General features: G+C 67.8%; 11 protein-coding genes and 3 tRNA genes. 1 reads left to right on the forward strand and 13 read right to left on the reverse strand.

Annotated elements, in window-relative coordinates; genetic code table 11:
* Positions 1-5: 5 nt before the first annotated feature.
* From tuf to ACNI65_RS20920, 4 genes are all read right to left on the reverse strand, one after another.
* Positions 6-1,196: an elongation factor Tu gene (gene tuf, locus ACNI65_RS20905; protein ID WP_416759106.1), complete on the reverse strand. Its 1,191-nt coding sequence runs from the start codon at positions 1,194-1,196 to the stop codon at positions 6-8.
* Between the two features lie 42 nt (positions 1,197-1,238).
* A tRNA-Thr gene (locus tag ACNI65_RS20910) sits at positions 1,239-1,313 on the reverse strand.
* A gap of 72 nt (positions 1,314-1,385) precedes the next feature.
* A tRNA-Gly gene (locus ACNI65_RS20915) sits at positions 1,386-1,459 on the reverse strand.
* 82 nt (positions 1,460-1,541) lie between these two features.
* Positions 1,542-1,627, reverse strand: a tRNA-Tyr gene (locus ACNI65_RS20920).
* Positions 1,628-2,128: 501 nt separating this feature from the next.
* Between ACNI65_RS20920 and ACNI65_RS20925 the strand changes: the two genes are divergently transcribed.
* Positions 2,129-4,774 (forward strand): TonB-dependent receptor, encoded by a 2,646-nt coding sequence (locus ACNI65_RS20925; RefSeq protein ID WP_416759119.1) that lies wholly within the window; start codon positions 2,129-2,131, stop codon positions 4,772-4,774.
* A gap of 109 nt (positions 4,775-4,883) precedes the next feature.
* Here the strand turns inward: ACNI65_RS20925 and ACNI65_RS20930 are convergent, their stop codons facing one another.
* The 9 genes from ACNI65_RS20930 to ACNI65_RS20970 form a co-directional block, all read right to left on the reverse strand.
* Entirely contained in the window at positions 4,884-5,585 is a 702-nt protein-coding gene (locus ACNI65_RS20930; RefSeq protein ID WP_416759120.1) for a DUF6445 family protein, read from the reverse strand.
* 69 nt (positions 5,586-5,654) lie between these two features.
* Complete coding sequence (locus tag ACNI65_RS20935) at positions 5,655-6,728, reverse strand: acyltransferase family protein (RefSeq protein ID WP_416759122.1); 1,074 nt, start codon at positions 6,726-6,728, stop codon at positions 5,655-5,657.
* Positions 6,729-6,774: 46 nt separating this feature from the next.
* The gene (locus ACNI65_RS20940) at positions 6,775-7,674 is read right to left on the reverse strand and encodes a glycoside hydrolase family 16 protein (RefSeq protein WP_416759123.1); all 900 of its coding nucleotides are present in this window, start codon (positions 7,672-7,674) and stop codon (positions 6,775-6,777) included.
* Positions 7,675-7,682: 8 nt separating this feature from the next.
* Positions 7,683-9,035: an MFS transporter gene (locus ACNI65_RS20945; RefSeq protein ID WP_416759124.1), complete on the reverse strand. Its 1,353-nt coding sequence runs from the start codon at positions 9,033-9,035 to the stop codon at positions 7,683-7,685.
* A gap of 38 nt (positions 9,036-9,073) precedes the next feature.
* A complete protein-coding gene (nagZ, locus tag ACNI65_RS20950; RefSeq protein WP_416759125.1) occupies positions 9,074-10,558 on the reverse strand; it encodes a beta-N-acetylhexosaminidase in 1,485 nt (494 codons plus the stop codon).
* Positions 10,559-10,621: 63 nt separating this feature from the next.
* Entirely contained in the window at positions 10,622-11,632 is a 1,011-nt protein-coding gene (locus tag ACNI65_RS20955) for an SIS domain-containing protein (protein ID WP_416763672.1), read from the reverse strand.
* On the reverse strand, positions 11,622-12,761 hold the full coding sequence (gene nagA, locus ACNI65_RS20960; protein ID WP_416759126.1) for an N-acetylglucosamine-6-phosphate deacetylase: 1,140 nt from the start codon (positions 12,759-12,761) through the stop codon (positions 11,622-11,624). Before nagA ends, ACNI65_RS20955 begins: the two co-directional genes overlap by 11 nt.
* Positions 12,758-13,501, reverse strand: a complete 744-nt coding sequence (locus ACNI65_RS20965; RefSeq protein ID WP_416759127.1) for a GntR family transcriptional regulator — start codon at positions 13,499-13,501, stop codon at positions 12,758-12,760. The genes nagA and ACNI65_RS20965 overlap by 4 nt, the downstream gene beginning before the upstream one ends.
* A gap of 16 nt (positions 13,502-13,517) precedes the next feature.
* Complete coding sequence (locus ACNI65_RS20970) at positions 13,518-14,462, reverse strand: BadF/BadG/BcrA/BcrD ATPase family protein (RefSeq protein ID WP_416759128.1); 945 nt, start codon at positions 14,460-14,462, stop codon at positions 13,518-13,520.
* Positions 14,463-14,577 lie beyond the last annotated feature (115 nt).

Raw genomic sequence — 14,577 nt, forward strand, 5'->3', positions numbered from 1 at the left:
TTGAATTACTCGATGATCGTCGCCACGACGCCCGAGCCGACGGTACGACCGCCTTCACGGATGGCGAAGCGCAGACCCTGCTCCATGGCGATCGGAGCGATCAGCTTCACGGTGATGCTGACGTTGTCGCCAGGCATGACCATTTCCTTGTCCTTCGGCAGCTCCACGGCACCGGTCACGTCCGTCGTGCGGAAGTAGAACTGGGGACGGTAGTTGTTGAAGAACGGGGTGTGACGGCCGCCTTCTTCCTTGCTCAGAACATAGATCTCAGCAGTGAAGTGGGTATGCGGCTTGATCGTGCCGGGCTTGGCCAGCACTTGGCCGCGCTCGACGTCTTCACGCTTGGTGCCGCGCAGCAGGATGCCCACGTTGTCGCCGGCTTGACCTTGGTCCAGCAGCTTGCGGAACATTTCCACGCCCGTGACGGTGGTCTTCTGGACTTCGCGGATACCGACGATCTCGATTTCCTCGCCGACCTTGATGATGCCGCGCTCGACACGACCGGTCACCACGGTGCCGCGGCCCGAGATCGAGAACACGTCTTCCACCGGCAGCAGGAACGCGCCGTCAACGGCACGGTCCGGCTGGGGGATGTACGTGTCCAGCGCGTCAGCCAGGCGCATGATGGCCTGCTCGCCCAGATCGCCCGTGTCGCCTTCCAGCGCCAGCTTGGCCGAACCCTTGATGATCGGGGTGTCGTCGCCGGGGAAGTCGTACTTGCTCAGCAGCTCGCGGACTTCCATTTCCACCAGCTCCAGCAGCTCGGCGTCGTCCACCATGTCGCACTTGTTCAGGAAGACGATGATGTACTTCACACCGACCTGACGCGCCAGCAGGATGTGCTCGCGGGTCTGGGGCATCGGGCCGTCAGCGGCCGAGCACACCAGGATCGCGCCGTCCATCTGAGCCGCGCCCGTGATCATGTTCTTCACATAGTCAGCGTGGCCCGGGCAGTCAACGTGCGCGTAGTGGCGGTTGGCCGTCTCGTACTCGACGTGCGCGGTGTTGATCGTGATGCCGCGCGCCTTTTCTTCGGGCGCCGCATCGATCTGGTCGTAGGCCTTGGCTTCGCCGCCGAACTTCTTCGACAGCACGGTCGCGATCGCAGCCGTCAGCGTGGTCTTGCCGTGGTCAACGTGACCAATCGTGCCCACGTTCACGTGCGGCTTGGTACGTTCAAACTTGCCTTTTGCCATCTTGCGCTCCTGGCGAACAGATCAAGAAACGAGAAATGAGGTTGGTGCCCATGGCGCGGATCGAACGCGCGACCTCTCCCTTACCAAGGGAGTGCTCTACCACTGAGCCACATGGGCATCGACACAGGATTGGCGACCTTATCAGCAAACCTGTGTCGACATCTCGACACGACACCTTTGGACTTCCGATGGAGCGGGAAACGGGAATCGAACCCGTGTCATTAGCTTGGAAGGCTAAGGTTCTACCATTGAACTACTCCCGCCCGGGAGCTTTCCAATTCCAGCTGCCTGAACCGCGAAGCGGGTGTCGATCACCCGCTTCGTTGCCCTTGCATCTGTTTGCCTTGGTGGAGGAGGCTGGATTCGAACCAGCGTACGCGTTAGCGGGCAGATTTACAGTCTGCTGCCTTTAACCACTCGGCCACCCCTCCGAGGCAAGCCCACGACTATAGCACCGTTATTTTTTGGCGCAAACACTTTTTGCTGGGGGAACTTCTGGCGTGCGATTGGCGCTCGCCGGCCGGAGAGACTCAACGCTCCGCTCACCCCCAGCCCGCAATCGCCGGCCGCGCCCCTTCCAAAGTGGCCTGACACACGCTCAGAACGGTCATCGCGCGGACCACTGGTAATACCAATTTGCGACCAAGTGGTCTCATGCCGGACGCCTGGCGCGGCCGCCGCGTCCGCCTTGCGGGAAACGCGCGGACACCGCTGTCCATGCGGGTCGCGGCGATGCCACAGCAGGGAAAACACGGTCCTTGAACTGGTAGCAAAGTGGCTTTACCGACCGTTATAGTGGCATGGCATTGGTTGTATTGAGGTGTATTCGGGGGCGCCAGCTGCATGCCACTTTGCCGAAGGGTGTCGTGATGTCGGGTGCCAAGTCTTCATCCAGGCCAACAACTCCCTGGCCACTCGAGGAGCAGTTCATCATGAAGGTCAACAAGACCCCCATCGCGGCGGCAGTGACGCTGACGTTGCTGAGCGCGGCGTTCGCCGTGCAGGCCCAAGAACAGAAGAAGGACGACAGCACGCAGCTGGAGCAGGTGGTCGTCACCGGCATCCGCGCGTCGCTGCAGAGCGCAGCCAACATCAAGAAGAACGCCAGCGCCGTGGTCGATGCCGTGTCCGCCGAGGACGTGGGCAAGCTGCCCGACGCCGACGTCGGCCAGGCGCTGGGCCGCATCCCCGGCATCTCCGTGGGCCGCGACTTCGGCGTGGGCGCCTCGGTGTCCATCCGCGGCACCGACCCGCAGATGACCCTGACCACGCTGAACGGCCAGAGCGTCGCCTCGACCGGCTGGTATGACCAGAAGGCTATCGACCGGTCGTTCAATTACTCGCTGCTGCCGCCTGAGCTGATCGGCGGCATGGAGGTCTACAAGTCCTCCCAGGCCGACCTGACCGAAGGCGGCATCGGCGGCACCGTGATCGTCAAGACCCGCAAGCCGCTGGACCTGGACCCGAACGCGGTCTTCGTCAGCGTCAAGGGCGGCAAGGGCACGGTCAGCAAGGACTGGACCAAGGAAGTGTCCGGCCTGTACAGCTGGCGTGACAGCGCCAAGATGTTCGGCGTGCTGGTCTCCGGCGCGCTGGAGCGTGGCGACTACATGCGCCGCGGCATCGAGGCCGACGGCCGCTGGTCCGGCGACGTGACGCCGGGCACCTTCGTGCAGGAACGCGAGCGCAAGGCGCTGAACGTCAGCCTGCAGGCGCGTCCGACCAAGGGCGTGGACCTGGGCCTGACCTACACCCGCCTGGAATACGACGCCAACGCATCCAACACCACGCACTACCTGTTCACGCTGCAGGACCCGGGCAAGGGTTACGCCGACACCGGCGCCTGCGTGCAGCCCAGCCCGGATCCGGCGCTGCTGTGCCAGAAGACCAACATCACGCAGGCCAACGCGACCAGCACCTTCCTGCAGACCTGGGCCCGCGCCGCCAAGATGACCTCGGACACGCTGGTGGCCGACGGCTCGTTCAAGGGCGACGGCTTCAAGCTGGAGGGCTCGGCCGGCACGACCAAGGCCGACGGCGGCACCTCGCTGACGACCAACTACAGCTACATCGGCTGGGACAACGCGCCAGGCCTGCCAAAGTGGTGGGGTTCGACCGACGCCACGGGCAAGAAGATCTCGATCAGCCCGGGACAGGACATGAGCGTCCCCTTGAGCGCCCTGCCCGCCACGTCGAAGCCGGAATCTTGGGCCACCGCTCGCGGTCCCAACAAGGACAAGGAGGACTTCGCCCAGGCCGATCTGACGATCGACATGGACTACGGCATCCTGACCGGCTTCAAGACCGGCGTGCGTGCGACCAAGCACACGTTCACGAAGGACGAGTACCGGCCGATCATGACGACCACGCCGGTCAGCGCCAGCACCGACAGCTTGTTCAGCGGCACCATCCCGATGGGCACGCCGGGCTGGAGCGTGCCCAAGCCCAACCTGGACGCCATGTTCGCGCTGGCCAACGCCAACGTCGCGAGCTGGGTGCAGTCGCGCGGCGGCTACGGCCAGATCGAGGAAAAGAACACCGCCCTGTACGGCATGTTCAATTTCGAGAAGGACGCGCTGCACGGCAACTTCGGTCTGCGCTACATCCGCACCAAGGCCAGCAATGACGCCTACGTCTTCGACGGCACGCCGCTGGCGGCCGGCGACGTGGCGGCCAACGTGGGCTGGAGCAAGAACAAGCAGCAGCAGAACGCCAGCTACAACGACTGGCTGCCCAGCCTGAACCTGGTGTACGACCTGAATCGCAACACGCTGCTGCGCTTCGCGGCCTCGAAGGCGATCACGCGTCCGAACTACGACAACATGTTCGCCGGCGCGACGCAGGGCTGGAACGACACCGTCAAGAACAACGAGACGGTGAACTACGGCACCCCGGACCTGAAGCCGCAGTCGTCCAAGCAGTTCGACCTGGGCATCGAGTACTACTACGGTCGCGGCAACCTGGTGTCGGCGGCGATCTTCCACAAGAAGATCGACAACTTCATCACCACTTCGACGCAGATCAACCAGAAGATCGGCCTGATCAGCCCGGACACCGGCCTGGACAACTGGACGGTGAACCGCTACATCAACGCGGGCGGCGGCAAGATCAACGGCATCGAGACGCAGCTGAACCACTCGTTCGACAACGGCTTCGGCGTGGTGGCGAACTACACGTTCACCGACGCGAAGGCCCCCAAGACGAGCTACCAGGACGAGCTGAACATGTTCACGCTGTCCTCGCGTCACAACGTCAACCTCGTGGGCTTCTACGAGAACGACGTGTACAGCGCGCGTCTGGCCTACAACTGGCGCTCGAAGTACATGGTCCGCGAGACCGGCTACTACGGCAACCGGATGCATGACGACTACGGCACGCTGGACCTGAGCCTGGGCTGGAACGTCACGAAGAACATCCGTCTGAGCTTCGAGGCGATCAACCTGACCAAGGAAGACGACGTGCAGTACGGCGCCGCCGGCTCGAGCACCACGCTGCGCCAGTCGCTCAAGGGCGGCTACCCGGCCTGGTCCTTCCTGGGCGAGACCACCTACCGCATCGGCCTGAACGCCAAGTTCTGATTCCAGGACATCTCCGAGGAGCATCAAGCTCCTCTTCAAGCCCGGCTTCGGCCGGGCTTTTTTATTGGCCGCGCGGGAAGGCGGCGTGCCGCGGCGCGCGGCGGTGCGCCTAGAAGTCGACGAAGGTATTGACGGTGAGGCGGCCGGCGCGCGGGTCGTCGTTGATGCTCAGGCCGGGGTTCACGCAGGCGGTGTGGATGAGCCCGCCCGAGTAGACGACCAGCCGGTTGAACTTCGCGGGCACCATGCCGAGGAACTCGAAGTGCTCGTCGCCGGCGTCGAAGTAGCGTTGAGGCGGCGCGCGCCGCGCCAGCTCCTCGCGCACGGCGGCGGCATACCGCTCGGTGTCCGCGGCGCCGATGCGCTGCAGCCCGGTGGCCTTGTGGCGATAGAAGCCCGTGCCGCCATGGCGCCCGTCGCAGAGGTACAGCAGCGCGGCCATGTAGCGCGGCGCGCTCGAATCGAAATGGGGAATGCGCTGCAGCGGACCGAGCTGCGACGGCGGCATCGTCGTCAGCGAGAACATGCACGGCGTCTTGCGCAGCGGCAGCGACTCGTCGATCTGGAAGTTGATACGGATCAGCGGATCCAGCAGCGAGATCAGCTCCTGCGAATAGGCCTCCGGAGCCGTCGCGCGGATGCCCGGATAGCCCTTGCCTTCCGCGGCGCCAGGACAAGGATCGAAGCGGCTGTCGCAGGCGGCCTGCACGAGCGCGTGCGGGTTCTCGAGGAAATCATCGATCAGCAGGACCTGCTGCCCGGCGAGGTCGATGGACTGGACGTCCGGCGGCATGCGGATGGCAAAGCTCATCGCGCGATTGTCCGTCCGCGCGCCTCGGCGCGCGTCGGGGTTCACACCTTGATGCTCAGGCTTTGAAGCTCACACCTTGATGTACACGCGCCGCGCGTCGAGCACGCGCACGATCGCCCACCACACGCCGACGAACACCAGCGCGAAGGCGAGCGAGCGCCCATACGGGCCGACCAGCGGATCCAGCCAGCCGAAGCCATGCGCGTAGACCGGGCCCATCCAGCCGAGGCCTTCGAGCACGACGGTGCAGATCCACGCGCCCGCATAAGCGGCGATCGCGTTGACGCCGAAGCTGCGAAACAGCGGCGGCCAGCCGGCGCGATCGATCAGCGCGTGCGCGCCGAGCAGCGCCAGCGCGGCCAGGCCACCGGTCCACAGCACGAAGGCCGGGGTCCAGAGGTTCTTGTTGATGGGCATCAGCCCGATCGCGTCGAGCGCGAAGCCGGCCGCCGCGGCCAGCAGGCCGATCGTCGCGAGGCGCGTCAGCGCGCCCGCGCGCAGCGCCTCGCCGCAACGCCAGCCGAGCAGCGTCGTGGCCAGCGCGCCGAGCGTGGACACGATGCCCTCGGGGTCGTGGCCGAGTCCGGTCACCGGATCCCATTCATAGCCATGCGGGCCGAGCAGCCACGCATCGACGCGGCTGGCGATGTTGCCGGCCTTGTCCAACGGACCGCCCCACAGCAGCAGCCCGCCATAGGCCAGCAGCAGCACGGCGAGCCACACGCGTTGACCGGTCGCGCGCCAGTGGATCGCGATCAGTCCGGTGAACGCGAAACACAGCCCGATGCGTTGCAGCACGCCGGGGATGCGCAAGGCCGGCTTGCCCATCACCAGCCAGGCGAGCACATGCAGCGCCAGCCCCAGCAGCAGGATGCGCATCGCGCGCTTGATCACGACACCGCGCAGCGCATCGCCGCCGCCCGCCTCGATCTTGGCGCCCATCGCCAGCGACAGCGACACGCCCACGATGAACAGGAAGAACGGGAAGACGAAGTCGGTCGGCGTCCAGCCGTTCCAGGCCGCGTGTTCCAGCGGCGCGTAGACATGGCCCCAGTCGCCCGGGTTGTTGACCAGCAGCATCGCGGCGACGGCGAGACCGCGCAGCGCGTCGACCGACGCGATGCGTTGAGAGGGAGCGTTCATGGCGGCAGGAACGGAAGCGGAAACGGGAACGGAGGACTCGAAGGAATCAGAAGTCGCAGCGGCTCTCGAGCGCGGGTTGCGCGGCCGGCACCTGATCCAGGCGAGCAACGCCGCCGGCGCGCCAGCGCCCCACCTGCGCATCGACCTGCGCGGGGCTCAGCACCGTGTCCTTCACATGGAAGACCCAGTCGACGTCCTGCTCATACACGCGCGGCGCACCGCCCGCGGCGCCTTGCGGCAGCGGCCCATTCGGCGAGAACCACAGGTTGAAGTTGATCGACATCGGCACCACCGGATAGTTCCGGCCGCCGTGCTCGTCGATCTTGCGGCCGTCGATGAACCAGTGCGTGCGGCCATCGGCGACCTGCATCACCAGCGTGTGCCAGTCCTTGCCGGGCGCGCCCAGCGCGCCGAACTCCTCGTGCTGCTGGTTGAAGGCGAGCCACGGATCCAGCCGCACCGTCTGCCAGGTGATGCCGTAGATGCGCGTCTTGTCGCTGCCCCAGCCGCCGTTGGCGAGGTACTCCCAGTCCAGCTCGCTGAACTCGGGATCGAAGTCGTGCTTGAGCGGGCTGACCGCGTAGAAGGTCTGGATCACCGGATCGCCATCGGCGCCGCTGACCGGCTGGTCGCTGAAGCGGATGCGCGCGGCATAGGTGCCGGCCAGGTACTTGCGCTGGTGACAGACCTGCACCTGCGTCGTGCCCGCGCCGGTGCCATCCGTCGTGCCCTTCAGCCGCAGCTTGCCGTCGACGACGCTCAGGCCCTCGGGCGCCCAGCGCGATCCCGGAATCCCGGGATGGCCCGCGGCGCTGCGCGGCGTCCAGCCCTGCTGGAACATCGCCGCCGTGTCGGGATAGCTGAAGTCGTCGAAGAAATACTGGGGCGCCGCGGCTTGCGCGCTCGCCATCGTCAGCAACGCGCCCGCGAGGAGAGCGCCCTTCATGTCGCGCTTCATGTCGCGCTTTCGGCCGGCGTTCCGGCGCCATTGCCGTTGCCCTTGCCGTGCTGGCTGTCCTTGGCCTGCTTGCCGGGCATGCGCACGAAGAGCAGCAGCAGCAACGCGGGCACGCCGCAGGCGATGGTCCACAGGAAGAAGTGCTCGTAGCCCATCTTGATCTGGATGTCGCCGCTGATGGTCTTGGACAGGATGAAGCCCAGCTGCATCACGCCCGAACCCAGCGCGTAATGCGCCGTCTGGAATCGGCCCGGCGCGACCGCCTGCATGATGTACAGGATCATCCCGACGAAACCGAAGCCGTAGCCCAGCATCTCGATCGCGACGGCCGCGCCGACATGCCAGAGGTCCGCCGGCATCGTCACCGCGAGGTAGTAGAAGGTCGCATTGGGCACGGCCATCGCCACGATCAGGAAGGGCATCGCGCGGCGCAGGCTCATCCAGCTCGTGAAGTAGCCGCCGACGATGCTGCCCACCAGGAAGGCCGCCGTGCCCACCGTGCCGTAGATGCCGCCGACCTGCTCGGTCGTCAGCCCCAGGCCGCCCTTGGCGCGCGCCTCGATCAGGAACAGTGGACCGATCGTCTGCACCTGGCCCTCCGCGAAGCGGAACATCACGATGAACAGGATGGACAGCCAGATGCCGGGCTTGTTCAGGAAGTCATCGACGACCTCCACCAGCGTCTTCCAGACGCCGCTCACCGTCAGGTCGCGATGTTCCGTGTTCAGCGCGCCCGGCAGGGCATAGGCGTTGTAGCTGGCGAGCACGAACAGCAGGACGGCGAGCATCCCGAAGATCACCGACCACGCGTTCATGACGCCGATGCCGCGCTCCAGGTAACCGGCCAGCACCAGCAGGCCGCCCAGCGTGAGGAACTTGGACGCATTGAAGAACGCGCCCTGCCAGCCGGCGTAGGCCGCCTGCTGCCTGTCGTCGAGCGAGGCCATGTACAGGCCGTCGCACGCGATGTCGTGAGTGGCCGAGGCATACGCCAGCAGGAACAGCACGCCGATGCTCGCGGCGAACCACATCGGCAGCTGCAACGCGACGACCATCAGCGCCAGGCCCGCCGCGCCGGTGAACTGCATCGCCACCACGATCAGCTTCTTGCTGCGGGCGAGCTCCAGGAACGGACTCCACAGCGGCTTGAAGGCCCAGGCCAAGCCCAGCACGCCGGTCCAGCGCGCGATCTGGTCGTTGGCCACGCCCATGTTCTTGAACATCAGGCCGGCGATCAGCATGACGACGAAGAACTGCATGCCCTGCACGAAGTACAGGCTGGGCACCCAGCGGATCGGGTTGCGCGCGGGGCTCGCCGTGTTGGCGGCGGGAGTCGGCGAAGAGCTCATGGGGGAGGCCTCGATGCGATGCGTTGCGTGGCGCGGAATCAGGCCGCGAGCGTCACCGGCGACTGACCGCCGGCCTGGCCGCGGCCCTGCAGCCAGGCGCCCAGCGCGGCGAGCGCGCCGTCGGCATACCCCCAGCTGATCACCGTCGGGCCGCTGACATCCAGCGCCTGGAACGGATTCCACAACACCAGGTGCAGATCGGGCCGCCACGCCGCGGCGTGCTCGCCGTAACGCGCGCGGTGCGTCGACGCGACGATCGTGAAGCGGCCATCGGCGGGCACCGTCGCCCAGTCGAGCGCGGCGATGTCGGTCAGCGAGACGAACTCGACATCGCGGTAGCCCTCGAAGAGCGCCCTCACCTGCGCGCCGGTCGGTCCCGCTTCGGACACGCCGTCGGTGGGCACCTCGTCCTGCACGAGCACGCGGATCGCGCGATCGGCCGACGGCGGCGTCGCGCCGCGCAGCGCGCTCAGGCCCGCGGCCCAGGCGCGTCGCATCAGCACGTCGTCCTGCTCGCGCCGCGCGCCCGCGTAGTCGTCGAAGCGCACGGGGAAATCGCGGGCCAGCTTGTCCAGCCGCGCTTCGGCCTGACGGCCGCGCTCGACGCTCAGCCCGCCGCGCGACAGCGCGTCCTGCAGGGCGAGGATCGCCTGCGCCTGCTCGTCCAGCGAGCCCTGCGCGAGGATCATGTCGGCGCCCGCGTTGATCGCCAGCACCGCCGCCTTGGCGTAGCCGTAGCGCTCCGCGATCGCCTTCATCATCAGCGCGTCGGTGATGACGACGCCGTCGTAGCCGTATTCGTCGCGAAGGATCCCACCCAGGATCGTCTTCGACAGCGTCGCCGGGTACTGCGGATCGATCTTCGGATAGACGATGTGCGCGGTCATGATCGACGGCGCCGCGTCGCGCAAGGCCTTGAACGGCTTGAGCTCCAGCGCGTCCAGCTCGGCGCGGGTCTTCTCGACCGTCGGCAGGTCCAGGTGCGAGTCCACATGCGTGTCGCCGTGGCCGGGGAAGTGCTTGATGCAGCAGGCCACGCCCGCGTCCATCGAGCCCTTCATCCACGCGCCCGCCAGCCGCGTGACGGTGTCCGCGGTCTCGCCGAAGCTGCGCTCGGCGATCACCGGGTTGGCGGGGTTGTTGTTGATGTCGGTGACCGGCGCGAAGTTCCAGTTGATGCCGATGCCGCGCAGCCCGCGCGCCACCGCCGCGCCGACCTGCTCGGCCAGCGCCTCGTCACCGGCGGCGCCCAGCGCCATCGCCGAGGGCGGTTGCGGCAGGAAGGTCGCCCGCACGACCGAGCCGCCCTCTTGGTCCAGACCGATCAACGCGTCCGGGCCCATGGCCTCGCGCAGGTCCTTCGTCAGCTGGCGGACCTCGGCCTCGGTGCCCAGGTTCTTGCGGAACAGGCAGACCGCGCGGATCTGGTTGTCGCGCAGGAAGGCCGCGGTGGTTGCATCCAGCGTCTTGCCCTGGATGTCCACCATCACCAGCCGGCCCGGATGGAAAACTTGCTCGCTCATGTCGCTCTCTTCTGCCTGGCCCGCGGGTCGACGGCTGGGGATGGGAAGACCGGTGGGTCGGGATCAGTGGGTCTTGGTGACCTTGGCCAGATGGCGCGGCTGGTCCGGGTTCAGACCGCGCGCCTGCGCCAGCGCCTCCACCATCGGATAGAAGCTCTGCACCGCGGCGATGGGATCGAGGTCCTCGTTGCCGGTGCAGGTCAGCGGCAGCTCGGCGCCGGGCGTGCCTTCAGGGGCGGCCAGCAGCACGCGCGCGCCGCGGCCGCGCATCTCCTCGGCCAGGGCGATCAGCCCCGCCTGCGCCGGACCGCGCGGCGCGAAGACCAGCAGCGGATAGCCCTCCTCCACCAGCGCCATCGGGCCGTGCTTGACCTCGGCGCCGGAGAAGGCCTCGGCCTGGATGCCGCAGGTCTCCTTGAACTTCAGCGCCGCTTCCAGCGCGATCGGCAGCGAGGTGCCGCGGCCGATGACGAAGAGCTTGTCCGCGCCCTTGAGCACGTCCACGGCCACGTCCCAGCGTTGCTTGGCGGCCTGCTCCATCGCCTGCGGCAGCGACTGCAGCGCGGCGGCCAGGTCCTCGTCGCCCTGCCAGGCGGCGACGACGCGCGCGCCGGCCACCAGCTGTGCGATGTAGCTCTTGGTCGCGGCCACGCTCTGCTCGACGCCCGCATGCAGGCGGAACACGTGCTCGGCGGCGGCTTCCAGCGGCGAGCCGTCGGCGTTGACGAACGCGACGGTGCGCGCGCCGTTGGCGCGGAAGTACTGCGTCGGCGACACGAGGTCCGGGCTCTGACCCGACTGCGAGAACGCGAGCGACATCAGGCCCTTGCTCTCGATCTTGCTCTGGTACAGCGTGATCAGCGACATCGGCAGCGAGGTCACCAGACGGCCCAGGCGCGCCATGATCAGGTAGGCGAGGTAATGCGACGCGTGGTCGGAGCTGCCGCGGGCGATGGTCAGCAGCGAGCTCGGCGGCTGCTCGCGCAGCGCGTGTCCCAGCGCCGCGTAGGCGTTCTGATCGGCGGCCAGCTGACGGGCCACCACCTGCGGCGCGCTCAGCGCCTCATCCAGCATTCGCGAGGTCAATTGCTTCTCCTTCGATGACCACGCTGCGCAACTGCAAGCCACGGTCCAACACCACAAAGTCCGCCCAGGCGCCCGGAGCCAGTCGGCCCCGATCGTCCAGACCCAGGTAATCGGCCGCGTTCGTCGAGACGCGCCGCGACGCATCCTCGATCGGCAGGCCCAGCTTGAGCACCAGGTTGCGCAGCGCCTGGTCCATCGTCAGCGTCGATCCGGCGAGCGTCCCGTCGGGCAGGCGCACGCCGCCCAGGCACTTGGTGACGCGGTGGCGGCCCAGGCTGTACTCGCCATCGGGCATGCCGGCCGCGGCTGTCGAATCGGTGACGCAGAACAGGTGCGGGATGCTGCGCAGCGCGACGCGGATCGCGCCTGGATGCACGTGCAGCAGGTCCGGGATGATCTCGGCGTACTGCGCGTGTGCCAGCGCGGCGCCGACCATGCCGGGCTCGCGGTGGTGCAGGCCCGTCATCGCGTTGAACAGATGGGTGAAGCCGCCGGCGCCGCGGCCCAGCGCGGCCACGCCGTCCTCGTAGGTGCCCAGCGTGTGTCCGATCTGGATGCGGAAACCGGCCTCGCTCAGGCGCTCGACGAGCTCGAGGTTGCCCGGCAGCTCCGGCGCCAGCGTGATCAGCCGGATCGGCGCGAGCGCGTGCAGCTCGCGGATCTCCGCGATCGACGCGGCCTTGGCGAAGTCGGGTTGCGCGCCCAGCTTGCCGGGGTTGATGTACGGCCCTTCCAGGTGCACGCCCAGCACGCGGGCGCCGCCAGCGGGGCGTTCGGCGCAGGTGGGCGCGAGGTCGCGCATCGCGTGCCGGATCTCGTCCAGCGGCGCCGTCATCGTGGTCGCCAGCAGCGAGGTCGTGCCGTAGCGCGCATGCAGCCGGGCGAGTTGCGCGGCGGCGTCGCCGCCTTCCATCGTGTCGCGGCCGGCGCCGCCATGCACGTGGGTATCGATGAAGCCGGGCAGGATCAGCGGCAGGTCCTGCGCGCCGTGACGCGCCTCGTGCTCCGGCGCGGCGTGTCCGTCGATGCGGGTGATGCGCCCGCCTTCATGTTCCAGCACACCGCGGATGAACCCGCCAGGTGTCAATATGAATCCGTCGATGTGCTGGGCCGTCATCCGTCTCGCCTCATCTCCGCGACGAAGTCGTAGTAGTCGCTGCGGCAGTAGGAATGCGTGAGCTCCACGGCCTGTCCCTGGTCGAGGTAGCCCACGCGGGTGATGAAGAGCACGGCCTGACCCACCGGCACCTCGAGCAGCCCCGCCAGACGCGAGTCCGCGTTGATCGCGCGGATGTGCTGCAGCGCGCGCACCGGCGCGCCGCCATGCTGGGCGAGGTGCTCGTACAGCGAGGCATCGACCTTCTGCGGATCGGGCAGCACGGCCTCGGGCAGGATCGACAGCTCATAGGCCATGACCACGGCATCCGCCAGGCGCAGGCGCTCCAGGCGCGCCACGCGTTGACCGGTCGTCAGGCCCAGCGACAGCTGTTCATCGGGCGCGGCCATGGCGAAGCCGCGCGTCAGCCAGCGGCTGCTCGGCTTGAAGCCGCGTTGATGCAGTTCCTCGGAGAAGCTCGTCAGGCGCGACAGCGGCTGCTCGAGCTTGGGCGCGATGTAGTTGCCCGAGCCGCGCTTGCGCACGATCAGGCCCTGTTCCACGAGCCGGTCGATCGCCTTGCGCGCGGTGACGCGCGACAGGTCCAGCGACTCGGACAGCACGCGCTCGGACGGCAGCGCCTCGTCGGCCTGGTACTGGCCCTCGCGGATCGCTTGGGCCAGCTTGTGCGCGAGCTGCATGTACAGCGGCGAGGCGGCTTCGGAATCGGGCTTGAACTGGAAGGGCAGCTTGGTGCTCATCGGGCTTCTCTGCGTCTCAACGGGTTTCGGAGAGAGCGCCGCGGACCAGCCGCAGCGCGCCGTCGGCCGAGTCGCCTTGAGGCGACACGCAACGGGCCCGAATGTTGCCTGAGAAAAGCGCGGCGAGCCGCTGCGCCACGCTGCCCGCCAGCGACAGCGGCAGTTGCTGCGAAGGGTCCAGCGCGAGCGCGAGCTGCTCGAGCTCCGCCACCGCCTGCGCCACGAGCGCGGCCGCGGCGGGATCCGATCCGGCGTGCTCGAACACGAGCGGCGCCAGCTGCGCGTACGCGTGCTGCCCGGCCTGGGCGACCCAGGCGTTGATCGCGTCGCGGTCCTGTTCGTTCTGGCAGCCGGCGGCGCCCCAGACGGCCTGCGCGAGCGGGCCGGCCTCGACGCGGCCGTCCATGGCCTTCTGCGCGAGGCGCATCGCCTGGATACCGAGCCAGGCGCCGCTGCCCTCGTCGCCGCCGATCCAGCCCCAGCCGCTGACGCACACCAGCGAGCCGTCGGCCCGCAGCGCCTCGCCCACCGTGCCGGTGCCCGCGGCGATCACGCCGCCGGGCTGGCCCGCATGGGCGCCGATGACGGAGGTGGTGCCGTCATTCACGAGTTCGATGTGGAGGTAACCGGGCTGCTGCGCGATGAAGGCCTGCGCCTGCGCGGCGACGCCGGCGCCGGAAAGGCCCAGGCCGATGGCGGTCTCGGCCAGCGGCAGCCGGTCGATGCCGGCCTTCACGGCGGCTTCCTGCACGGCCATCTGGATGTGGCGCCAGGCCTGGGCGATGCCCTGTCCCAGCGCGGACGGACCGGCCCATCCCTGGCCGAGCAGCCGTCCGTGGACATCGCTCAGCCGGACCCGCGTGCCGGTGCCGCCGCCATCCACCCCCACCAGGAAGCGAACGGCCGCGAAGCGCGGCTGCAAGGGCGCGGACCAGGCGTCCGCCAGGGGGTGGCTTGTCATGATTAATACCAGTTTAGTACCAAAAAACGCAGAGCGTCAATTGGTAGCGCACTGGACTTAACCCTGATGCCGATGACGCGCTGCGCGGGGATTGGAGGTTATGACCACCACCGTA

This window comes from Roseateles sp. So40a, from assembly GCF_048081605.1.
In the GTDB taxonomy this organism is placed as follows: Bacteria; Pseudomonadota; Gammaproteobacteria; order Burkholderiales; family Burkholderiaceae_C; genus Roseateles.

Bases quoted from the DNA above. Each gene is read 5' to 3' on its own strand.
- tuf (WP_416759106.1), bottom strand. From the start codon at position 1,196: ATGGCAAAAGGCAAGTTTGAACGTACCAAGCCGCACGTGAACGTGGGC.
- ACNI65_RS20970 (WP_416759128.1), bottom strand. From the start codon at position 14,462: ATGACAAGCCACCCCCTGGCGGACGCCTGGTCCGCGCCCTTGCAGCCG.
- ACNI65_RS20955 (WP_416763672.1), bottom strand. From the start codon at position 11,632: ATGCTGGATGAGGCGCTGAGCGCGCCGCAGGTGGTGGCCCGTCAGCTG.
- ACNI65_RS20935 (WP_416759122.1), bottom strand. From the start codon at position 6,728: ATGAACGCTCCCTCTCAACGCATCGCGTCGGTCGACGCGCTGCGCGGT.
- nagZ (WP_416759125.1), bottom strand. From the start codon at position 10,558: ATGAGCGAGCAAGTTTTCCATCCGGGCCGGCTGGTGATGGTGGACATC.
- ACNI65_RS20940 (WP_416759123.1), bottom strand. From the start codon at position 7,674: ATGAAGGGCGCTCTCCTCGCGGGCGCGTTGCTGACGATGGCGAGCGCG.
- ACNI65_RS20925 (WP_416759119.1), top strand. From the start codon at position 2,129: ATGAAGGTCAACAAGACCCCCATCGCGGCGGCAGTGACGCTGACGTTG.
- ACNI65_RS20965 (WP_416759127.1), bottom strand. From the start codon at position 13,501: ATGAGCACCAAGCTGCCCTTCCAGTTCAAGCCCGATTCCGAAGCCGCC.
- ACNI65_RS20930 (WP_416759120.1), bottom strand. From the start codon at position 5,585: ATGAGCTTTGCCATCCGCATGCCGCCGGACGTCCAGTCCATCGACCTC.
- ACNI65_RS20945 (WP_416759124.1), bottom strand. From the start codon at position 9,035: ATGAGCTCTTCGCCGACTCCCGCCGCCAACACGGCGAGCCCCGCGCGC.
- nagA (WP_416759126.1), bottom strand. From the start codon at position 12,761: ATGACGGCCCAGCACATCGACGGATTCATATTGACACCTGGCGGGTTC.